Raw genomic sequence first — 23,468 nt, 5'->3', positions numbered from 1 at the left:
GAATCGGGTCTGAAAACGGTGCACGACGCACCGGCCCGGTCGGGTCGGCCCGATGAGCAAACGGCGCTCGTGCGCGAGGGTCGGCCGGCGGCGTGGACGAGTCGGTCAGGCCGTCGGCGAGTCGAACGTGATTTCGAACCGAGCGCCGCCGTCGCGGCTCTCGCAGGCGTCGATCGTCCAGCCGTGAGCTTCGACCACGTCGCGGACGATCGCGAGGCCGAATCCGGCGCCCTCCTCGCTCGTCGTCTGCCCGCGTTCGAACACCAGTTCCCGGTACTCCGGCGGGATACCGACGCCGTCGTCCGCCACGGCGAATCCGCGGTCGGGATCGTCCCCGAGGTGACTCACCCGGAGCGCGACGGGCGCGTCGTTGTGCTCGATCGCGTTCCGAAAGAGGTTCTCGAAGACGTGGAGCAACTGATCGCGGTCGCCGACGACCGACCAGTCGAGATCGAGATCGCAGTCGAGCGTCGCCCCGTCCCGGCGGGTGATCTCCCACGCGTCCTCGACGACCGCCGCCAGGACCACGGGCGACGGCTCCTCGAGCGTGACTCCCGTCCGGGCCATCGTCAGCAGACTCGTGATCATCCGCTCCATGCGGTCGTGTGCGTCGGAGACCGCCCGAAAGTCGTCCGCCTTCGCGGAGGCTTCGGCGAACTCCGCGTACGTTTTGGCGATCCGCAGCGGCGTCCGCAGGTCGTGACTGATGACGCCCGCGAACTCCTCGAGGCGCCGGTTAGTTCGCTCGAGTTCGCGTTCGCGGTCGTTGCGCTCGGTGACGTCCCTGGAGTTGATGACGATGCCGCCGACGATGTCGTTCTCGAGCAAGTCGACGGCGACGCCCTCGAGGACGACCCACGACCCGTCGCGGTGGCGCAGACGGTACTCGAAGCGCGTCTCGGCGGCCGGTCCGTCTCGAAGCGCGGCGAACGCCTCGGCTGCGTCGGACCGGTCGTCGGCGTGAACGAACTCGAGGAGGAACTCGCCGGCGAGTTCCTCGGGCCGGTAGCCGATGGCGGGGCGAACGGACGGGCTGGCGTATGTGACCCGTCCGTCGTCGTCTACGACCGTGATCAGATCGGAGACGTTCTCGATGAGCGCCTGAAAGCGCTTTTCGGCCCGGCGCTGCTCGGTGACGTCCCTGAGCATCAACACGAACCCGTCGATCCGGTCGTCCGCGAGAGCGGAGACGCTCGCGTCGACGACGGCCCCATTCCTGGTGATCGTCACCTCGCGCGTCTCGCCGTCGAGGAGGGGGCGACACTCCGGCAACACGGTGTCGATCGGGCTGCCGACGACGTTGTCGTCCTCGAGCAGCGTTCGCGCCGCGGGGTTGAGATCGACCACGCGCCGTTTGTGATCGACGACGAGGTAGCCGTCCTGCATCCCGTCGATGACCCGATCGCGCGCGACCGGAACGAGGTCGAGCCAGCGATACCGATAGAGGGCGACGGCGATCAGGATGCCGGTCGCGCCGAAGCCCCAGACGGAGTAGTTGATCGCCGTCGTCTCGTTGAACGCGAGCACGTTCGCGACGCCCGGAATCAGCGGCGCCAGCAGAACCAGCCGCGCCTGCTTGTGGTAGACGTCGCTACCCCTGGCGTCGAGATACTCGAGGAAGAACACGTAGATCCCCGCGCCCGAGAGCGTCCAGTTGTAAAAGACGTACACCCAGTAGATCGGGTTCTGGTACTCTTCGACCGGGAGCAGAACCTCGGTGAACTGCATCGGATCGTGCATCAGCCCGTGGGCGGGGTTCGTCCACGTCAGCACGACCCAGGCGCCGGTGATCGCGTAGACGGCTCCGAGCCGACGGAGGCGGAGCCAGTCCTCGCGGCCGGCGTAGGCCATCGCGAAGTGAAACAGTCCGGTCGACATGATGACGGCGCCGGAGTCGACCGTCTTCGCCAGCGCGAACCCGACCGCGGGGTCGGTTTCGACGAGGAGCAGACCCTGTGGGATCGTCCACAGCGCAATCCCCACGAGGAAAATCCCGAGCGGGATCACGTCGTGCCTCGAGCGCGTCCGGAGGATGTAGGCGGCGAGTGCGAGATTCAGAAGTCCGACGACGAGGAGACTCAGCGCGTGTCCCGTCGTGAACTCGTGTGGCACGTCCTCCAGATTGGAGAGCAGCGTGAAATATATTGTGTCGAATACTGTTTCGACCGAACGGTCGAACGGGCGCGGTAAGACCCGGCCCCCGGAGAGGCCGTCGAGGAGGTCGGTTACTCCGCGAGGTCGGCGAGTCGCTCGCGCGCGTCGACGTACGCCTCGGCCGTCCGAAGCCGCTCACGCGGATGGATCGACTCGAGGAGCTCGAGTTTCGCGGCCAGCGCCGCCCGGTCGCGTCGGGCGGCGGGTTCGCCGCGGCGGCGCAGCTGCTCGTCGATCGCCTCGAGAACCGTCTCCCGGACGACCGGTTTCCGGAGGACGTCGTCGCACTCGATCTCGAGAAGCCCAGCGCCGGGGCGGTCCCCGACGAGTGCGATCGTCCGGCAGGTCGAGCCGACCATGTCCGGAACGTCCCGCGGATCGACGCCGGGAAGCCCCTCGTCGAAGATCACGACGTCCGTCGTCTCCTCGAGGTGCGACCCGAGCTCGTCGCCGTTGTGCGTTCGAAAGACGGTGTACCGGTCGGTCAGCCACTCGCCGTACATGTCGGTGATCCGCCGGTCGCCGTCCGCGAGCACCACGCTCGGCGTCGTGGACTCGAGGTGACGCCCGCCCCACCGCGTGAGTTCCGCGAAGATCGACTCCGTGTCCCGTCCGGCCGCGGTGAGCGTGTACTCGACTCGCAGCGGGGATTCGCTGACGACGCGTCGCCTGACTAACCCGGCGTCGGACAGCGCCTCGAGCGTCCCCGAGAGCACCTTTCCGGAGACGTCGGGAATGGCCTCGAGCAGTTCGTTGAACCCCATCGGCCCGTTGCGCGTGAGAGTGAGAACGACGACCGGGTGCCACTTCCCCGAGAGCAACGAGAGCACGTCCAGTGCGACGCGGTCGTCGACCGAAACGCCACTGTCATGGCGAACCATGCCACCCGTTTTCGGTGAAATAATATAACTGTTGAGCACACGTTCGGGTGCCACCGCCGGCACACTCGCATGTCTCTTCCGCACACTCGTCCCAGACCGCCGCACCTGGCCGGGCCGGTCCGGTCGTACAGTGTCGATCAACTGACGCTCGCCGCCCGCGAGGTGAGCGCGTGACGACCACCGCGACGGCCGGCGTCGAATTACTCCTCGTCGAAGACAGGGACGCGGACGCGCGGTTCGTCGAACGACTCATTCACGAACACCAATCGGCGCGCGATCCGGACGGGGAGCGCGGTCCGATCGAGGTCGTCGACGTCGTCCACGTAAACCGCCTCGCCGACGGGCTCGAGCGGGTCCGGACGACGGCGCCCGACGTGGTTCTCCTCGATCTCATGCTGCCGGACAGCAGAGGTCTCGAGACGGTCGACCGGATGGTCGCGCACGCGCCGAACGTCCCGGTCGTCGTCCTGACCGGACAGAACGAGACGAGCGTCGGCGTCGAGGCCATCCAGCGCGGTGCACAGGACTACCTGAACAAGGGAACCGCGACCGGCGAACTGATTGTACGGACCCTTCGGTACGCCATCGAGCGCGCCCGACACCAGCGCACGCTCGTCGACCGAAACCACCGGCTCGCACTGTTGAACCAGATCGTCAGACAGGACATCCGGAACGACGTGAGCATGATCGTCGGCCTGGGCGACCAGCTCCGGACGCGCGCCGATCCGGCAGACGAAGACGCGATCGAGGCGCTCCTGGAGGCCGCCCACCACGCCGTCGATCTCACCGATACCGCCGCGGAAGTCATCGACGTCATCGCCGGCGACGACCTCGAGCGCGAGCCCTGCGACCTGCTCGCCGTCCTCGAGTCGGCGGTAGCACGACTGCGGCGCGACCGCAACCTCGAGATCGACGTCGACCGCTCCGGGGTCGAAGACGAGCCGATAATCGTGTCCGCGTCGCCGATGCTCGAGTCCGTGTTCACGCACCTCCTCGAGAACGCCGTGGATCACTCGGATCGAGCCACGCCCCGGGTGGCGGTGACGACCGCCGCCACGGCCGACCGCGCGACCGTCGAAATCGCGGACGACGGCGTCGGCATCCCCGACGCCCAGAAGGAACTGCTCGCCGACCCCGACGCACGTCTGGACAGTCGCTCGGGGATGGGCGTCGGCCTCTATCTGGTGACGAACCTGCTCGAGGCGTTCGACGGGCGCCTCGAGATAGGCGACAACTACCCGCGCGGAGCGCGCGTCACCGTCACGCTGTCGCGGATCTCGGATCGGGAACCGTAGTCCGGCGGCCGAGTCGCGTCCCGTTCTCGCGGCGCGAGTAGCCAGTGGCCATTTTTAGTGTGCACTTACCTCGAGGTTTCTTACTCACTCACCCGGGTGTTAGCGCGAGTATACGTATTATGGATGAGTGGTACGTTCATGAATCGAATATTGTCGGGAAATCTTGTACGTATTCGGCTGTTTGCGATCGTGTGTTCGGTGTTGATGATCAGCTCTGTACTCGTCCCGTTCGGCGTCGCAGCAGAGCCGGCAACCGCCTCGAGCACCGGCGCGCAGTCGGCCGTCGGCCCCGACCTCGAGGGCTGTGCCGTCGTCTCGGCGGACGATGGGATACAGGAGGCCATAGACGCTGCCGAACCGGGGGAGACGATCTGTATCGAATCCGGAACCTACACCGAGGAGCTAGTGATTACGACCGACGAGGTCGCTCTCGTCGGGGTCGGAAGCGAGAAACCGGTGCTCTCTGCTCCCTGGGGTGCTGATCGCGGGATACACCTGAACGGGGTCGACGGGGTCACGATCGAAAACGTTGCCGTCGAACACTTCGACGAGTACGGAATTCTGCTCGAGAACGCGCCCGGAACGGTGCTGACGGACCTCACCGTCGGGAACAACGATCGAGAGGGAATCGCGGTTCACGACTCCGATAACGTCCTCATTTCGGGGACCGAAGTCTCGGGGCATACGGACTGGAACGCTGAGTCGACGCTGACGATTTCGGACTCGACGGGCGTCGAACTGCGGGACAGTACGATCACCGGTAACAGTCACGACGTCTCGATTTCGAACGCCGACGGTCTGGTGATGGCGGACAACGAGATCAGCGACAATACACAGAGAGACGGCACTCGCGTCGTCATTTCGAGTTCTCTCGGCGTCACCGTCTCGGACAACGTCCTCGGCAACCAGCGCGGTGGCGTCGTCCTCGAGGATGCGGCCGATGCCGTCGTAACGAACAACGAAATCACGGCTGTCGACGAGTACGGCCTCCACCTGAACGCCTCGGACGGGGCGCACGTCGAGAACAACACCGTCACCGCCAGCGGGGCCGGGATCGACTTCCTCCTCGAGTCCTCGGCGGACCTGACGCTCGCGGACAACATCTTCGATTCGGGCGTCTTCTTCGACGGCGACGAACTCGCCCACTTCGACCACACGGTTTCGAACAACGCGGTCGGCGACGGAACGCTCTACTACGTCTCGGGTACCGACGAGCCGGCCGTTCCGGATGATGCACGCCAGGCGGTTATCGTCGACTCGAGCGACGTCGCGCTCTCGGACGAGTCGTTCGAGGACGTCGCCGTTGGTCTCCAGATCGCCTTCAGCGACGGGGCACAGCTCACCGATCTCGAGGTGACGAACACGCACCACGTCGGCCTGCACGTCGTCGGCTCGGACGGCGCGCTGGTCGAAGGCGCCACGGCGACGGACAACGGGTTTGCGGGGATACAGGTCGGCGGCTCGACGGGAGCGACACTCGAGGCAAACACCGCTTCCGGGAACGACATCGGGATTCACGTCGTGAACGACGTTGGGAGCACCGTCGAGAACAACACGGCAACGGACAACGCAGATGACGGCATCCTCGTCGCCGATTCCGACAGTACGGTCGTCGTCGACAACCACGTCACAGCAAACGATCGACACGGAATCGCCGTTTCGAACGGCTCCGGCGTGGCGGTCTCGAGCAACGTCGCCGACGACAACGACGGGGACGGCATCCACGTAACGGACTCCGACGACGTTTCCGTGACCGGGAACGACGCCACCGGAAACGGAGACAGCGGGGTCGGCGTCTCCGGGTCGGACGGGACGGTCGTCGACGACAACGCCGTTTCGGACAGCGGCGAAACCGGCGTCACGGTCGCCGACTCCACCGGTGGCTCGGTGACGAACACGGTCGCGACCGGCAGCGACTACGGCGTCCACGTCGTCGGCTCGACCGGAACGGCCGTCGAACACAACGACGTCTCGGACAACACCGAGGGGATCGTCGTCGAGGACTCGAGTGCCGTCGACGTCGTCGATAACGACGTCCGGGAGAACTCCGGCACGCTCTCGCAGGGGAGCGGGATCATCGTCCTCGAGTCCCAGGATACGCGCGTAGAGAACAACGATATCGCCGACAACGACTTCGCGGCGATCGTCGTCGACCAGTCGGACGGGACGGCCGTCGAGGAGAACGCGGCCGCCGGACACGAAGCCGACCTGATCCTCAAGGAGTCGACCAACGCGGACGTCTTCGACAACACGTTCGAGACCGGGCTGTTCGTCGACGGCGAGGAGTTCGCCCACTTCGAACACGAGGTCGACGGAAACACCGTGGGCGGAGAGGAGTTGTTCTACGTGAAGGACACCGACGCCCCGGAGATCCCCGACGGCGTCGCACAGGTGTTCGTCGTCGATTCGACGAACGTCGACGTCTCGGGCCACGACCTCGAGGGCGTGGCGGTCGGCATTCAGGTCGCGTTCAGCGACGGTGCGGAGATCTCTGAGAACACGGTTACCCACAGCACGCTGACCACCCAACCGAGCGCCAGTCAGGCGTACATGGCGACCCACCCCGGCGGGATCACCGTTCGCGGCTCCAACGACGCGTCCCTTCGGGAGAACACGGTGACGCAGAACGCGTTCCACGGGATCCGCCTCGTCGATTCCGACGACGTCGAACTCGAGTCCAACACCGCGTCGGACAACCGGTACGGGATCAGTCTGGTCGAGACGGACCGGGCGCTGCTCGAGGCGAACACGGTGCTCGACCACGACGCCTCGAACCAGGGGATCGGTATCGAGCTACGATCCTCGAACGCCCCGGAGATACGAAACAACGAGGCTCACGACAACCGCAACGGGATCGAACTGAACGGCGGGGTTGGTGCGCTCGTCCAGGAGAACGAGGCGACCGGGAACTCGGATGGAATCGTCGTTCGATCGTCGAGTGACGCACACGTCGTCGGAAACACGATTTCGAACAACGCTATTACCGGTCTCCGCCTCGTCGCCGACGCCGACGACGCGCTCGTGGAAGTGAATACCATCGACGCCAACGGCTGGCGCGGAATCTACCTCGTCGGCTCTTCCGACATCGGTGTCGGCGCCCCCGACGACGCCGTTATTCGGGGCAACGTGGTTACAAACAGCAGCCACGAGTACTCCCAGTCCCTTTCGGTTGCGGGCATTCAGATCGGCTCCCAGTCGGCCCAAACGACGCGACCGAGCGACCCGCGGGTGGAGAACAACACCGTCACCGGCAGCGCCGAGGACAACATCCTCGCGCTGAACGCACGAAATCCGACGATCGTCGACAATACGGTCGAGGGAGCCGGCGAGGACGGCATCCGGGTCACGAGGACGGTCGGCGCCTCACACGTTCCGGACGCGGTCGTCCGCGACAACACGATCACCGACAGCGCCCGCAGCGGGATCGCCGTTTCGAGCGCACCGGAAGCCGTCGTCCGCGACAACGCGATTTCCGGCAGCGGGGAGGATGGGATTCGAATCGCTAACTCCGAGGTGTCCTGGCTCGACGAATCCCACGTCATCTGGAACGAGGTCACCGACAACGACGGCTACGGCATCGCCGTCTCGAACCAGGCGGATACTCGAGTCGAACACAATTACGCCGCTGGAAATCGGGCTGATCTGTTGTTAGACCAAGCGCCGAACAGCCGCGTGTTGGACAACGACTTCCAGTCGGGGGTGCTCATTGAGGGGAATGACGCCACCTACTTCGAACACGAGTTCGACCATACGACCGTCAACGGTGGCCCCATTCAGGTCGTTCTGGAAGACGACATCGACGACATCGATCCCGACGCAGGACAGCTAATCCTGGCGTTCGCTGACGGCGTCGAACTGACAGGAGAGGACGTCGGTGACGAACTGGCGTCGATACAGATCGTCGCCAGTGGTGACGTCGATATCAGCGACTTCACTCTCGAGGACGGGCTTGGACTACACGTCACCGAGGCCCGAAACGTCTCCGTAGCGGACACCAACGTGGTGGGCGGGACGGTTGCCGGCATCTACGTCGATACGGCGGATGCAACGACGATTTCGAACGCGACAATCGACGCCGGCACCGGAGACGGCATTCGGATTCAGGAGGTCGGCGACACGGATCTATCGCACAACACGATATCCGAGCGAGGCGGTACCGGCATTCATCTCTACTCAACGGACGCCCCGTTCGTCCACGACAACGAGGTGTTCGACGGAGACTCAACGGGGGTCTGGGTCGAGGAGTCCGACTACGCCGTCATCACCACCAATACGATCGGCGGAAACGAGGGCGACGGGTTGGGCCTGTTGAGTGCCCTTGAACCCGTCGTGACGAACACTTCAGTCAGCGAAAACGGTGGTGACGGGGTCGTACTGGGCGAGCACTCCCACCAGTCGGTCGACGGAGCCCAGCTGACGGCAAACGAAATTCTCGACAACGAAGGGGTCGGTTTGTCCCTTTCCCGATCCAACAATGTCCACGTCGAAGACAACACAATAAACGGAAACGCCGACGGGGTCGACGTGGTTGTCGCCACGGGACTGCAGGTGATCGGCAACGAGATCACGGAGAATTCCGGTGATGGAATCTACGGAACCGCATTGAGGCAGCTGACGATCTCCGGCAACGAGATCAGCGAGAACACCGGTTACGGACTCGACCTGGAGCAGAGCGGATCCGGGAGTACAATGGAAATCGAGGCGAATACGATCTCGAACAATCAGGACGGACTTTCACTAGATGTCTCCGGTGGGTTCAGTCCGACCTTTGATGAGGTCACCGTCACCGAAAACGCCATTAGAGACAATACGGGGGCTGGAATTCAGGTACACGGTGAGCCAGATGAGGAGGCCGATGTCCAGCTTCACTGGAACGCGATTACGGGCAACGGAGCGGGTGTAACCTATGCAGTTGACTCCTGTACTGGCTGGAACGACCCACCGTGTCTGAACGCGACGAACAACTGGTGGGGTCACGAGAGGGGACCGGGCGGCGAGGGAACTGGCCAGGGCGACTCGGTCGGATCGGCGATCGATTTCGAACCGTTCCTTGACGAAGATCCCCTCGACGACACCCCTGATCCCGCCTTCTTCGAGATCGCGACCGTCTCGACGAACTCGCCGATCGATGCAGGGACGGATCTCGTGGTCGACGTCACGGTCACCAACGCAGGTGACCTCGAGGGGACCGGAACGATCGAACTCGAGGACTTCGACCGAACGGTCGTCGATTCCGGGGAGCTCTCCCTGGACGGCGGCGGCAGCGACAACCTGGCGCTCACCTTGTCGACGACGCCCGAGGACGTCGGTCAGAACTACGTCACCGTACGGAGCGCCGACGATTCGGTCGCCGAACAGGTGTCGATACTCCCGGCGGGCGTCGTCGAAATCGACGCCTGTACCGTCATCGATACACCCGGAAACTACGTGCTAGCCGGCGACCTCGAGGGCGGCGCAACCTGCCTCGAGATCACCGCAGACGACGTGGTTCTCGACGGGATGGGACACACCGTCCAGGGCGAAAACCTCGACGACGACGGAACCCAGTACGGGATCGCGGTCACCGGCGCCGACGGCGTCACGGTCAGCAACGTGACGGTCTCGGGCTGGGACGTCGGGTTGCACTATAACGAGGCCAGCAACGGGGTCGTCAGCGACGTCGTCACCGAGTACAACGGAGCCGGATTCAACCTCCGTGCGGCCAACGACAACGACGTCTCGAACCTTACGACTCGGTACAACGACAACCGCGGACTCCAGGTCGGCTGGGGCGGCGGCTCGAGCCACGGCAACACGTTCACCGATGTCCACGCGTACGGGAACGAAATCAGTGGAAGTGCGCTCTATCCGGGTGCAGTACAGGTGACGTTGGGGTCGACGAACAACGAGTTCGTCGGGCTGAACGCCTCCTCGAACCGCGCCGGTCTGCGGACGACCGGCTCGTCGAACACGTTCACCGACGTCGTCGCCGACGACAACTCGATGTACGGGCTGAACCTCGAGAGCAACCAGGGCAACGCCTTCGAGAACGTTAGCGTCGCCAGAAACGGCTGGAACGGCATCATCGTCGACGACAGTAATGGAAACCTGCTGACGGACGTCACTGCCGTCGAAAACGACGGCGTCGGCGTCCTCCTCATGGGTGACACGCGGTGGAACACGCCGGTAACCGGAAACGTCTTCCACTCCGTGACCGCCACCGACAACGCTGACAGCGGGATTCAATTGAGCGTCGCCGACGACAGCGAGTTCCACGACCTCGAGTTGCACGACAACGACGGCAACGCGCTCAGCCTCGCCAGTCGCTCGAGCGAGAACACGTTCACCGACGTTACGATCACAGACAGCGGCTCGCACGGGTTCTACGCCGGACCGGACAGTCACGACAACACGATAACCGGTCTCTCGGTAACGAACAGCGAGGCCGCGGGCATCGTCTTCTCGGACGCCTCGGGGAACACCGTCGACACCGCGACGGTCACCGAGAGCGGCTCCGGCTTCCAGTCGTTCCAGGGCGCGACGGACAACACCGTCTCGAACCTCGAGTTGGACGGCGTCACCCTCTCGTTCGAGGCCCAGGACGTCCAGCTAAACGCCGCCGACGAACCGGACGATCTGCCGGCGGACGTCCACCCGCTCGGCGCGTACGTCACCGTCAGCGCGACGGGAGAGGACGCGCACGTCAGTTCGCTGTTCGTCCACTACGATCCCGCCGACCTGGCCAGCGTCGACGAATCGACGCTCGAGTTCTGGCGGCTGAGCGAGTCCTGGTCGTCGCCGGCCGACGAGTCCTACGACTCGGGGGTGAACACGACCGAAGGGTACGTCTACGCCACGAACATCGACGCGTTCGGCACCTTCGGCGTGTTCAGCGACGAACCGGACGCCGTTGCGGAGGTGACCGACGCCGCCGTGGACGCCGACGAACTCGTCGCAGGCGAGTCCGCGACGGTCACGGCGACGGTCGAAAACGCGGGCGACGCCGACGGCGACGTCACCGTCGCGCTCGAGGTCGACGGCGATAGCGTCGCCACCGAAACGATCCGGCTCGAGGCGGGCGACACCGACCAGGTCGCGTTCACGCACGCGTTCGAGAACGCGGGAACCTTCGACGTGAGCGTGAGCGGCACCCACGCGGGGACGGTGACCGTCCTCGAGGGCGCGGACATCTTCGTCTACGGCGGCTCCGTGAGCCACACAGACGTCGGCGTCGACGAGACCGTGACGATCAGCGGCGACCTCTACAACGGCGGCGACGCCGCCGGTGACGTCGCCGTCGCGCTGACGATCAGCGGCGAGCACGTCGACGAGGAGATGAACCAGACGGTTACGGTCGAACCCGGTCTCGACCGAGACGGCGTCGAGTTCGAGTGGACGCCGACGGAGGACGCACTCCCCGGCGACGTCGACAGCGACGAGGTTACGATCACGCTCAACGGCCTTGTCGTCGACACCGTCTCGCTCGAGCACCGGTACTCGGATATTCAGGTGATCGCCGCCTCCACCTCCGAAACAGAGGTCGTCGGGGGCAACGAGTTCCACGTCGTCGGGAGCATCTACCAGGCAGGCACTATCGAGGGGCCAGAGGAGATTACGTTAACTGCCACCCCGACCGACGGCGGCGACCCGATCGAACTCGGCAGTCAGGAGGTGTCGCTCGAACCGGGCTGGTACCACCTCGGTGCGCTCAACATCACCGCCTCGTTCGAGCCGGACGACGCCGGATCATACGACCTCGAGTTGGGCGACCGGAACGCCGGCACGGTCGAAGTCGAACCTGCAGAGTCGGACATCCAGGTGATCGCCGCCTCCGCCTCCGAGATCGAACTGATCGAAGGCGAGGAGCTGTCCGTCGTCGGGAGCATCTACCAGGCCGGCACCATCGAGGGAACCGAGACGATCGAACTCACCGCCACGAACACCGAAACTAACGAAACGGCGGTCGTGGGGAGTCAGGAGGTCACGCTCGCACCCGGTTACTACCACCTCGGCGCGCTCAACGTCACGTATGCGCCCGCCGAACCCGGCACCTACGAACTCGAGCTAGGCGACCGAAGCGCCGGAACGATCGATGTCGAACCCGCCGAGTCGGATATCACCGTAATTGCCGCTGGTGTCTCCAGCGTCGAGGCGGTCGAGGGCGAGGAGTTGTCCGTCACCGGGAGCATCTACCAGGCCGGAAACGTCGACGGGCCCGAAGAAATCGAGCTCACCGCCACGAACACCGATACCGGCGAAACCGACGTTCTCGGCAGTCAGGAGGTGACCCTCGAGCCCGGCTTCTATCACCTCGGGGCGCTCAATATTACGTTCGAGTCCGAGCCAGGCACCTACGACCTCGAGCTAGGCGACCGAAGCGCCGGAACGATCGATGTCGAACCCGCCGAATCGGATATCACCGTGATCGCCGCCTCCGCCTCGGAGATCGAACTCGTCGAAGGCGAGGAACTGTCCGTCGTCGGGAGCGTCTACCAGGCCGGCAACGTCGACGGGCCCGAAGAAATCGAACTCACCGCCACGAACACCGAGACCAACGAGACGACGGTGGTGGGCAGCCAGGAGGTAACCCTCGAGCCCGGTTTCTACCACCTCGGGGCACTCAACGTCACCTACGTTCCAGAACCCGGCACGTACGATCTCGAGCTGGGCGACCGCCACGCCGGCACGGTCGATGTCGAGCCCGCCGAATCGGACATCCAGGTCATCGCCGCCGGCACCTCGGCCGTCGAACTCGTCGAAGGCGAGGAGTTGCACGTCATCGGGAGCATCTACCAGGGCGGGAACGTCGATGGGCCCGAAACGATCGAGCTCACCGCCACGAACGTCGATACCGGCGAAACCGACGTTCTCGGCAGTCAGGAAGTAACCCTGGAACCCGGCTTCTACCACCTCGGTGCGCTCAACGTCACCGCTGTCCCGGAACCCGGCACTTACGACCTCGAGCTGGGAGACCGTACTGCTGGGACGATCGAGGTCGAGCCCGCCGAATCCGACATTCGGGTGATCGCCGCCTCCGCCTCGGCGGTCGAAGTCACCGCCGGCGAGGAGCTGTCCGTCGTCGGGAGCATCTACCAGGCCGGCAACGTCGAGGGAACCGAGGAGATCGAACTCACCGCCACGAACACCGAGACCAACGAAACAGCGGTCGTGGGGAGTCAGGAGGTCACGCTCGCACCCGGCTACTACCACCTCGGCGCGCTCAACGTCACGTACGCGCCCGACGAACCCGGAGAGTACGACCTCGAGCTGGGCGACCGGGAGGTCGCGACGATCGCCGTCAACGAAGTCGCCACCGACATCCAGGTGATCGGATCGTCGCTCTCGGAGGTCGAAGTGGTCGAGGGCGAGCCGGTCCACGTGACCGGAAGCGTGTACCAGAACGGCAGCGACGAAGCGACGGAAACGATCGAACTCACCGCGATCAATCAGGAGACCGGGGAGAGCACCGTGGTCGACAGTCAGGACGTGACGCTCGAGCCCGGTTACTACCACCTCGACGCGCTCAACGTGACGTTCGTTCCCGACGAACCCGGCACCTACGACCTGGTCCTCGGCGAACGGGACGTCGGCACGGTCGAAGTCGTCGCCGCCGAGTCAGACATCCAGGTGATTGCCGCCTCCGTCTCGGAGATCGAACTCGTCGAAGGCGGGGAGCTGTCCGTCGTCGGGAGTATCTACCAGGCCGGCAACATCGAGGGAACCGAGACGATCGAACTCACCGCCACGAACGTCGACACCGGTGAAACGGAGGTCGTTGGGACACAGGAGGAAACGCTCACGCCCGGCTGGTACCACCTGGGCGCGCTCAACATCACCTATGTGCCCGACGAGGCGGGTACGTACGACCTCGAGTTAGGCGACCGCCACGCCGGCACGATCGAGGTCGTCTCCGCCGAATCGGACGTCCAGGTGATCGCCGCGGGCGTCTCTGCGGTCGAACTCGTCGACGGCGAGGAGATCCACGTCACCGGCAGCATCTACCAGAACGGAACCATCGACGGCCCCGAAGATATCGAACTCACTGCCACGAACACAGACACCAACGTGACGACGGTCGTGGGTAGCCAGGAAGTGACGCTCGAACCCGGCTGGTACCACCTCGGCGGGGTCAACGTCACGTACGCACCCGCCGAACCCGGCACGTACGACCTCGAGCTGGGCGATCGGTACGCCGGAACGATCGAGGTCGAGCCAGCCGAGTCGGACATCCAGGTGATTGCCGCCTCCGCCTCCGAGATCGAACTGGTCGAGGGCGAGGAACTGTCCGTCGTCGGGAGCATCTACCAGGCTGGCAACATCGACGGCCCCGAGGAGATCGAACTCACCGCCACGAACGTCGACACCGGCGAGTCCGCGGTGGTGGGGAGCCAAGAGGCGACGCTCGAACCCGGCTGGTACCACCTCGGCGCGCTCAATGTCACGTACGCGCCCGAAGAGGCGGGCACGTACGACCTCGAGCTGGGCGACCGCCACGCCGGGACGATCGAGGTCGTCTCCGCCGAATCAGACATCCAGGTGATCGCCGCGGGCGTCTCTGCGGTCGAGGTCGCCGACGGGCAGGAGTTCTACGTTACCGGAAGCATCTACCAGGCCGGCACCGTCGACGGTCCCGAGGAGATCGAACTCACCGCCACGAACGTCGACACCGGCGAAACCGACGTTCTCGGCAGTCAAGAAGTGACGCTCGAACCCGGCTGGTACCACCTCGGCGCGCTCAACGTCAGCGCGACACTCGAGCAGCCAGGTACCTACGACCTCGATCTGGGAGACCGGTCCGCCGGCCAGCTCGTCGTGACCCAGGCGACCGTCGAGCCGACGATCGTCGCCGTCGAGGGCCACTCGACGGCGAGCGATCTCGTCACGGCCGACGGCGACGTCCTCGAGGCAAACGACGAGTTCGTGTACGCGAGCGACGAGGCCACCGTCGAGGTGGCCGTCGAGGCCGACCACCCGGTCGACGAGGTGACGGTGCTCGTCAGTTCGCTCGAGACGACCTACAGCGTCCCGGTCGAGGCGACCCTCGAGGGCGACATCTGGGTCGCGGAGATTCCGGTCGTGGACATCCCCGACGACGGCCGGTACGAACTGACGGCCGTCGCCGCCGACGAGCGCGACAACGGCGGGATGGCCCAGGCCACCGAAACGCTCGTGATCGACCGCGAGGCGCCCGACATGGCCGTCACCGTCGAGGACGTCGACAGCGAGTCGGCGACGGTCGTCGTCGAGAGCACCGAGCCGCTCGCGGACGTCCCCGAAGTCTCGGCGACGGTTCAGGAGGCCGACGGCACCGAATCGCCCGCAACGGTGACCGTGGACCCCGCGACGACCGACGCGACGCGGTTCACCGGCACGCTCGAGTTCGACGAGTCGGGCAACTACACCGTCACCGCCGTCGGAACCGACCGCGCCGGTAACGAGGGAGAGAACACCGCCTCTGTGGCCATCGACACGCGGTTCACGCTCGAAGACGGCGTCATCGAGATCGATGCGACGGGAACGACCGTCGAGTTCGACGTCGTCGACGACGCCGACGAGGCGATCAAAAGCGAGGAGCTGTTCGTCGCACTCTCGGAGAACACCGTCAACTCGAACCTCGAGGGCGGCCACCTCGGCGGCGGCTTCCTGACGGCCGAACTCGATTCGTTTATCGACTACCACCTCGAGCAGGGAACGATCGAGAGCGCGACGGTCACGCTGGCGGCCGACGAGGACGCACTCGGCGGCGCCGACGTGAACGACGCCGCCATGTACCACTACGACGATAGCACCGGCACGTGGGATTCCGTCGACTCGAACGTCGCGTGGATCGACGACGAGCCGTTCGTCGTCGCCGACGTCACCGGGTTCTCGACGTACGGCGTCCTCGTGATAGATGAGACGCCGCCGACGCTGACCGGCGTCGCGCCCGCCGACGGGGACGAACTCCCGGCGGGCACCGACGAAACCACCGTTCACTTCGCCTACGAGGACGAACTCTCGGGCGTCGACGTGGGCTCGATCACCCTGGAACTCAACGGTGTCGACGTGACCGACGACGACCGAACGCAGATCACGTCCGCGGAGACGACCTTCGAACTCGGCCTCGAGGACGGGAAGTCGTACAGCGTCGAACTCACCGTCGCTGACAACGGCGGAAACGAGGAGACGTACACGACCACGTTTGTAGTTGCGACGGACGACTCCGACGATTCGGACGACTCTGATGATTCGGACGATTCGGACGGTTCGGACGACTCTGATGATTCGGACGATCACGACGGTTCAGATGACTCCGGTTCGGACGGCCCGGAGCCGGATGAGTCGGACGTCGATGACGATTGCCCAGCGAAAGAAAAGGATGACAGAACCGATCCGTGTGAAACCGACGGTGATGGCGAGCCTGACGACGACACGCCCGCCGAGCGAGACGACACATCGGACGGTACGGGTGACGCACCGACCGATCCCGACGATACCGTCACCGACGACCGAGACGACGACAGCGACGACCGAGACGACAGCGACGACGCCGACACGATCCCCGGATTCAGCGTCCTCACCGCCGTCGGCGTGATCCTCGTCTGTGCGGTGGTTCTCGGCCGCCGGCAGCGCTCCCGGTCGTAGCCGCGAGAGAGCTTGGTTCTTCAGCTGTGGGAACGGCTCGTCGTCGGTTCGGTCCGTCAAACGAAGCTGGCGAACGGTCATGAGGCGCCGGTCCGTATAGCGGCCATGAGTCGCTTTCGACGCGCGCTGGCGCTGCTCGCTCTCGGCGGCTGGTTCGGTGCGATCGTTTCACACCTTACCGCCGGACGGGCCGGTACCGACGCCCAGCACTCGAGGTGGGCGGTACGCCGGAATCAGTTCCTCCTGCTCTCGAGCATCTGCACGAACACGCTGGCTCTGACCGCCGCGTATCGGTACGTGAGGGCGTTCAGAGCCCGAGTGGAGTGAATCGCCGACGGTGAAGAACGCAGCCGAAGCCTCACGGAAGTACGTGAGAAGACGTCGGTTTCGGACCGTAGGGCCGGTCTACAGAAGGGACCGGTATTTGAACACGGTGCCTCGAGCACGACCGCCGGTCGCTCGAGGATAGGGTATGCTTTTCACCACGCTTCGGGGCGGTATCCGCGCCCAACACCCGTGAACGATCGAGTGGGCGTTTACCGGCCCGCGGTAACAGGGACACCGGGATGAACTCCGTAAGCGAGGCGGCGCTGTCTGCGATGGGGTATCCGCGGTACACCCACGGGCTTCTCAACGCGATGAGTGACCGGACGACGCTCGAGATCGCTGAATCGGTGCAGATCGCCCCGCTGTGCCTACTACGGGGGGACGTCGTCCTCGAGTCGGGCGTACGCCTGAGCACGAAGTGCGTGCTCAACGGCGACGTGTCCGTCGGACGGTACACGAACCTCGAGCCCGGCTGTGAGCTCGTGGGCGCCGTCGAAATCGGCAACTACTGTGCGGTCGCCCGCAACACCACGTTCCAGCAGACGAACCACGATATGAACAGGCCGTCGATCCAGCGCCGGCTGTATCAGACGGTACTCGACAGCGAGATTGCCTACACCTCCAAGGGCACGATCACGGTCGGAAGCGACGTCTGGTTCGGAACCCGATGTATCGTTCTCTCCGGGGTGACGATCGGCCACGGGGCGGTCGTCGCCGCCGGCTCGGTCGTGACGAGCGACGTCGAACCGTACGCGGTCGTCGCCGGTACCCCCGCCGAGCGGATCGGCTGGCGCTTCCCTCGAGAGGTCCGGGAGGCGCTCCTCGAGACGGCGTGGTGGGAGTGGGACGGCGACAAAATCCGGGCACATCTGGAGTTCTTCGAAACCCAGATTCGCAGCGTCGACGACGTGTCGCCCCTCGAGGGGAGCCCCGAACGGGCGCCGGTGCCCGACTCTTGAGCCGGTTCTCCGTTCAGACCCCGCTCAGGCGGACGCGGTGGACTCGAGTTCCTGCAGTCGTTTCTCGGCCTCGTCGCGGTCTTCGGGGTAGCCGACGTCGATACGCCACCCATCTAAACCGATCGCGTCGATCGTCCGCCCGCTGCGGATCAGCAGGTCGATCGCCTCGCTGATCTCGTACTCGCCGCGATTGCTGGGCTGGACGAGGTGACAGGCGTGGAAGATCGCCGGCGTGAACGTGTAAAAGCCGGTCATCACCAGGTTCGACGGCGGCTCCTCTGGTTTCTCGACGACGTCGGTGATCTCGCCGTACTGGTTCGTATCACAGACCCCGTAGCGGGAGGCCTCCTCCCACGGGACTTCCTCGACGAGGAACGCGGCGTCTGCGCGCTCTTCGGCCTGCCGGCGGACGACGTCGCCCAGGTTCGCCTGGAAGATGTTGTCGCCGAGCATCAGCATGAAGTCGTCGTCGACGTGCTCTTCGACACAGAGCAACGCGTGGGCCAGCCCCTTCTGCTCGCGCTGGTGGCAGTACGTGATCGGGACGCCCTGATACTCGTCGCCGTAGTGGTCGATGATCCGCTCTTTCAGATAACCGACGACGACGACGAACTCGTCGGCGCCTAACTCGACCAGCTGGTCGAAACAGTGGGTCAAGATCGGCTTCCCGTCGACCTCGACCATCCCCTTCGGTTTGTCCTCCGTCAGCGGTCGAAGACGCGTCCCCTCCCCGCCAGCGAGCACGACAGCTTTCATAGGCTTACTGTGACAGGCCGACTGACATATACATTCTGGTCGTTACAGTGCGTGAGTGTGAGAAACGTACACGTGGGTAGCACGCGGAAACACGACCGTTTTCCCCCTCGAGTGCGACGACTCGAGCGGAATGCTCACCTCCCCGTCTCGTGGGCTCGCGATCGTCGTCTGCCTCGGCGCACTCCTCGGGCTGTTCGTCTGGTTCGGCGCCCTCGAGCCGGCGCCGGACCGACACCACTACCCCGGCGGGGACGAACTCGTCACCGACGCAGAGCGGTACGTCGGGCAGGACGTCGAAACGAGCGGTACCGTCGTCGGGACTGACCCCGTTCGCATCGAAGTGAACTCCGAGTATGGGACGACCGAGCTACGGGTTGTCGACGCGCCGCCGGTCGAGAAGGGACAGAACCTCAGGGTGTTTGGACCGCTCACCGACGAGACGACCGTCGTCGCGGAAGGAACCCTCGTCAGAGATAGCTGGGAGTTCGCCTACATGTACGGCATCTCCGCGCTCGCGGCCCTCTGGGTTCTCCTGCGGGCGATTCGACACTGGCGACTCGATCCGAGCGTCGGCGTCGTTCCGCGGGATCGACCGCTGACGGTGTGGGGGCTGACGATCGGCGGGGCGGACGCCTCGAGCGAGGATGAGTACGATGGCTGAACTGCTCACTCACGTCCTCGTGGCGTACGCGTGCGCGACGGCCCTCTCGTGGCGCTACGAGTGGCTCACCCCCCGCTACGTGACCGTCGCGATGGCCGCGGCGATGATCCCCGACCTGAATCGAATCGGCCTGCTCGTTCCCGGAGCGGCGGTCGAGACGGTGGTCGGCGTTCCGTTCGACTGGGGGGCGATGCACACGCTCGGGGGATCGCTACTCGTCGTCTGTCTCGGCGCGCTGGTCGTCCCGGCTCGATACCGCCGGCGGGTCTTCCTCGTCGCGCTCCTGGGAATGCTCTCTCACCACGCGCTGGACCTCCTCCTGGTCGGACTGTCGGGACACTCCTACCTCGTGTTGTGGCCGCTCACGCAGTACCACCCGCCGACGCCGAGCCTGTACCTCAGCAGCGATCGATGGCCGGCGCTCGTCGCACTGCTCGTCGCCGCCGGCGTACGGTTCGCCGACCGGCGACGGTCGGAGTCGCACCCGGCTCACGGCCGATAACGTCCGCGACCGGCGGCTCGTCCCTCGAGCCAGTCCGCACGACTAGAGCAGTAAGAGCAGTATCAAATCCACTATCGTACGTGTACAGTCGAGACCATCGACAGTACCGTTACCGCTGTCGGCGTCGTCGGTATCACCGTACCGCCGAAAACCCAGGGACGTCGTTGGTTGAGCAGGCTGTCGGGACGACGTGCTGGCGGAACAGGTTTCCGCGATCCGGACCTACCGAGGGTATGCGTCGTCGAACCGTACTCGCCGCGGTCGGGACGGCCATCGGAACCGGCGTCGTCGGCTGTCTCGAGGAGAGCGCCGAGCGCGGTACCGGGGCGGACGAGTCGATGCCGGAAGGGAGCTGGACGATCGCGGCGCTGCCCGACACCCAGAACTACGCGGTCGACGAGGAGCTCCTCGAGATTCCGCGGGCGCAGGCGGCGTGGATCGCGGACAACGCCGACGCACGGAACATCGTCTTCGCGGTCCACAAGGGCGACGTCGTCTCGGACGGCTCCAGCGTCGAGGAGTGGGAGCGAATGGAGCCGGTATTCGAGCGCCTGAACGGTGCGGTCCCCTACGCCGTCGCGATCGGCGATCACGACTACGCCGCGGAGGAAGACCGCGAGAGCGGCGCCGAGCACTACCGGGAGTACGTCGGTCCGGCCCGCTTCGCGGGTCAGGAGTACTTCGGCGGGGCGGGTCCGAACGAACGCAGCAGCTACCAGTACGTGACGGGCGGCGCCTACGAGTTCGTCCACCTCACCCTCGAGTGGGAAGCGCCCGACGCGGCCCTCGAGTGGGCCGAGACCGTCCTCGAGAATCACGCCGACCTGCCGACGATCGTCACGACCCACTCGTACCTGCGAGACGGGGACGGCGGGCGACGGTCTCGAGCGGTCGAAGAGCGATCCGGCGACGGCAACTCCGGGCAGGAGATATTCGAGACGTTGCTGTACCCGAACCCGCAGGTGTTCATGATTCTGAGCGCGAACTACCACGACACGGACGCCGGAGCGTATCACCAGGTGTCGTCGACGCGCGACGGCTCGAGGCTGTACGAGCTGTTCGCGAACTACCAGCACTTTCCGAACGGCGGGAACGGCTGGCTCCGGCTGATACGGTTCGTTCCGACGACGACCGACGACCCCGACCGGATCGAGGTCGAAACGTACTCGCCCTGGCTCGAGGAGTACCGAACCGACGCCGCCAGCGAGTTTCACTTCGAACTCGACTTCGCCGATCGGTTCGGATGAACGGTCAACAGCTCCTTACCGCTCGCAGCCGGTGGTCCCGGCTCGGGCGTCCTCGTACGAGCCGATCTCGACGAGGTTGTCGTCCGGGTCTCTGAAGTAGAGGGAGGTGATCGGCCCCCTGGTACCGGTCCGGGTGACCGGTCCTTCGACGATCTCGATACCACGCTCGCGTAACTCCCGTTCGACCTCCTCGATGGGCGTCTCGGTGACGAGACAGAAGTCGCCGGCGCCGGGCGTCGGCCTCGAGGCGACGACGTCGACGTCGGCATCCGTCGGGTGGAGGTTGATCTTCTGGTCGCCGAACCGTATCGCGGTTCGGCCCGCGCCGAACGTTACGACGTCGGCACCCAGTTCTCCGTAGAACGCGCAACTCGCGTCGACGTCCTCGACGGTGAGCACGAAGTGGTCGATACCGGTGAGCTTCATCGCAGCCTCCGCGGGCGTCTCTGTGGATCCATACGCCTCGTTCGGCCGGCCGTTACAAAACTTCGAGCGAAGCGGTGCCTCGCACGACGGTAGAACGGTTCGAGAGCGATCGGCGAGTCAGTCCGTCCGCGGGTCTTTGACGAACTCGTAACAGTCGCGAGCGATCTCGCGGATCCAGCCCGCGTTCTGGAGCGCCCGGAGCGACGATTCGACCTCCCGCTTGCCGAGGTCGGTCTCCTCGCGGAGCCACCGCTGGTTCGCCCGCCCCCAGGGTGCGCCGCTGTCGCGTCCGTCCTGAAGGACCTCGAGCACCGCTTCGTCCTCGGGGGTGGGTTCGTACTCCGCGTCGATCTGGGTCACCGGGCTCGATTCGGCTCCGTAGTAGACCATCATGTCGCGTTCCCACCACCGGATCACGGGGTAGCCGACGCCGATGACGATGCTGTACACCATGAAACCGGCGAGACTCTCGTGGTGGAAGTACGGGAACGGCCGCTGCTGGCCGGCGAGGTACTCCATTCCGAGCGGCGCGGCGATCGCCACGCCGACCGTCCAGAGGACGAGCCCGAACGCCATCCCGAAGAACGTGCCGGCGAGCGGGTTGTACACCAGGCCGTCCGCCGTGTCGGTCCACTCGAGCAGTTCGGAGACGAGGTTCATCCCGACGATGAACGCGGCGCCGGCGACGGCCCCCAGAAAGAGTACGATCAGCCAGGCGTCGACGGCGTCGCTCGAACCGATCAACGCGCCGACGGAGGCGAGCGAGCCGTTGAGGTGTAACACGACGCCAAGCGAGGCACTCGCGACGCCCAGCAGCAAGAGCGTCGCGAGGGCAATCCAGAGTTCCGTTAGCACTGCAGACCGCGAATACTCGTACGCCACAGTGGTAGATCTGGGAGGGCCGGGCAAATACTTAATTGGCGTTTAATGCAATGTGTCTTGCAGAAACAGTACCCGCGTTCGGTCGGGTCACCGTGTGGCGAGCACACAGAACACGTCACGTCGAACGCCGCTCCGACGGTTCGTCGTCCGCCGCCGCTGCGGCCGCCTCACACACCGTCTGTCGGTCCGGAAAGTACGCCGGGGCGTCGCGCTCGAGTTCGAATCGTACGACGAGTTCCATCGCCTCCCGGCCGTCGTCGGCCTCCGACGGGAGCGACTCGGCGAGTTCCGTATAGTCCGCGGCGAGTTCCTGAAAGGCGTTCATCCGGGCCTGTTTGGCCTCGACGAGCGACTGCTTCGTCTCGAGCCCCGCCTCCAGTTCCTCGATCGTCGCGACGTCGACCGCGCCGGCGTCGGGACCCGTCGGCGACGAGGGCGCCGTCGGCCCCGCGGTCTCCTCGCGCTCCTCGAGCAGCGATCGGATCTCAGCCATCTCGTCGTCGATCTCGTCGAGCAACTCGCCGATCTCCGCCCCGATCGTCTCGACGGACCCCGCGAGGAGCCCCGCCTGCGTCCGGCAGTACTCGACGAACTCGTCGGTCGACAGGGGGTCCCCGTTTTCCTCGGCCATGGGAGTGTATTGGCGCGCCGAGTAAAGCCGTTTGGGGCTCGAGGGAGCCGCACCAACGGAACGTTTATCGGGAGGAGAGACTCTCGCGTTTCTCCGCGAGGCGATCGTCCGAAAGTCGCTCGAACTCGCCGCTCACAACACCTG

Annotated in this window: 13 protein-coding genes; 7 read left to right on the top strand and 6 right to left on the bottom strand. The window is 65.2% G+C overall.

All coding sequences use genetic code 11. The annotated features are described in order from the left end of the window. Nucleotides 1-105 precede the first annotated feature (105 nt). Nucleotides 106-2,112 carry a histidine kinase N-terminal 7TM domain-containing protein gene (locus NMQ11_RS17340; RefSeq protein ID WP_255170953.1) on the bottom strand — a complete coding sequence of 669 codons (2,007 nt, stop codon included), beginning with the start codon at nt 2,110-2,112 and terminating at the stop codon, nt 106-108. A gap of 113 nt (nt 2,113-2,225) precedes the next feature. Continuing rightward, nucleotides 2,226-3,035, bottom strand: coding sequence for a winged helix-turn-helix transcriptional regulator (locus tag NMQ11_RS17335; protein WP_255170952.1), 810 nt, complete (start codon nt 3,033-3,035; stop codon nt 2,226-2,228). A 170-nt stretch (nt 3,036-3,205) separates the two neighbouring features. On the opposite strand from NMQ11_RS17335, the gene NMQ11_RS17330 reads away from it, so the two are divergent. The 4 genes from NMQ11_RS17330 (at nt 3,206) to NMQ11_RS17315 (ending at nt 18,219) form a co-directional block, all read left to right on the top strand. Beyond that, nucleotides 3,206-4,330 carry a hybrid sensor histidine kinase/response regulator gene (locus NMQ11_RS17330; RefSeq protein ID WP_255170951.1) on the top strand — a complete coding sequence of 375 codons (1,125 nt, stop codon included), beginning with the start codon at nt 3,206-3,208 and terminating at the stop codon, nt 4,328-4,330. A gap of 204 nt (nt 4,331-4,534) precedes the next feature. Beyond that, nucleotides 4,535-16,933, top strand: a complete 12,399-nt coding sequence (locus tag NMQ11_RS17325; RefSeq protein WP_255170950.1) for a right-handed parallel beta-helix repeat-containing protein — start codon at nt 4,535-4,537, stop codon at nt 16,931-16,933. A gap of 105 nt (nt 16,934-17,038) precedes the next feature. Continuing rightward, nucleotides 17,039-17,260 (top strand): hypothetical protein, encoded by a 222-nt coding sequence (locus NMQ11_RS17320; RefSeq protein ID WP_255170949.1) that lies wholly within the window; start codon nt 17,039-17,041, stop codon nt 17,258-17,260. A gap of 239 nt (nt 17,261-17,499) precedes the next feature. Next, the gene (locus tag NMQ11_RS17315; RefSeq protein WP_255170948.1) at nt 17,500-18,219 is read left to right on the top strand and encodes a CatB-related O-acetyltransferase; all 720 of its coding nucleotides are present in this window, start codon (nt 17,500-17,502) and stop codon (nt 18,217-18,219) included. Nucleotides 18,220-18,243: 24 nt separating this feature from the next. Here NMQ11_RS17315 and aglF read toward each other — a convergent pair whose 3' ends face one another. Beyond that, nucleotides 18,244-18,975 (bottom strand): UTP--glucose-1-phosphate uridylyltransferase AglF, encoded by a 732-nt coding sequence (gene aglF, locus NMQ11_RS17310; protein ID WP_255170947.1) that lies wholly within the window; start codon nt 18,973-18,975, stop codon nt 18,244-18,246. Between the two features lie 130 nt (nt 18,976-19,105). Between aglF and NMQ11_RS17305 the strand changes: the two genes are divergently transcribed. From NMQ11_RS17305 to NMQ11_RS17295, 3 genes are all read left to right on the top strand, one after another. Next, nucleotides 19,106-19,636: an OB-like fold-containing membrane protein gene (locus NMQ11_RS17305; RefSeq protein WP_255170946.1), complete on the top strand. Its 531-nt coding sequence runs from the start codon at nt 19,106-19,108 to the stop codon at nt 19,634-19,636. Next, complete coding sequence (locus tag NMQ11_RS17300; protein ID WP_255170945.1) at nt 19,629-20,138, top strand: metal-dependent hydrolase; 510 nt, start codon at nt 19,629-19,631, stop codon at nt 20,136-20,138. The genes NMQ11_RS17305 and NMQ11_RS17300 overlap by 8 nt, the downstream gene beginning before the upstream one ends. A 233-nt stretch (nt 20,139-20,371) precedes the next feature. Beyond that, on the top strand, nt 20,372-21,385 hold the full coding sequence (locus NMQ11_RS17295; RefSeq protein ID WP_255170944.1) for a metallophosphoesterase: 1,014 nt from the start codon (nt 20,372-20,374) through the stop codon (nt 21,383-21,385). Nucleotides 21,386-21,400: 15 nt separating this feature from the next. Here the strand turns inward: NMQ11_RS17295 and NMQ11_RS17290 are convergent, their stop codons facing one another. From NMQ11_RS17290 to NMQ11_RS17280, 3 genes are all read right to left on the bottom strand, one after another. Beyond that, a complete protein-coding gene (locus NMQ11_RS17290) occupies nt 21,401-21,811 on the bottom strand; it encodes a VOC family protein (protein WP_255170943.1) in 411 nt (136 codons plus the stop codon). A 117-nt stretch (nt 21,812-21,928) separates the two neighbouring features. Further along, on the bottom strand, nt 21,929-22,666 hold the full coding sequence (locus tag NMQ11_RS17285; RefSeq protein WP_255170942.1) for a hypothetical protein: 738 nt from the start codon (nt 22,664-22,666) through the stop codon (nt 21,929-21,931). Between the two features lie 142 nt (nt 22,667-22,808). Next, entirely contained in the window at nt 22,809-23,324 is a 516-nt protein-coding gene (locus NMQ11_RS17280; RefSeq protein ID WP_255170941.1) for a hypothetical protein, read from the bottom strand. Nucleotides 23,325-23,468 lie beyond the last annotated feature (144 nt).

This window comes from Natrononativus amylolyticus (assembly GCF_024362525.1).
GTDB classification, from domain to species: Archaea; Halobacteriota; Halobacteria; order Halobacteriales; family Natrialbaceae; genus Natrononativus; species Natrononativus amylolyticus.
This window is presented reverse-complemented; position numbering and strand designations above follow the sequence as displayed.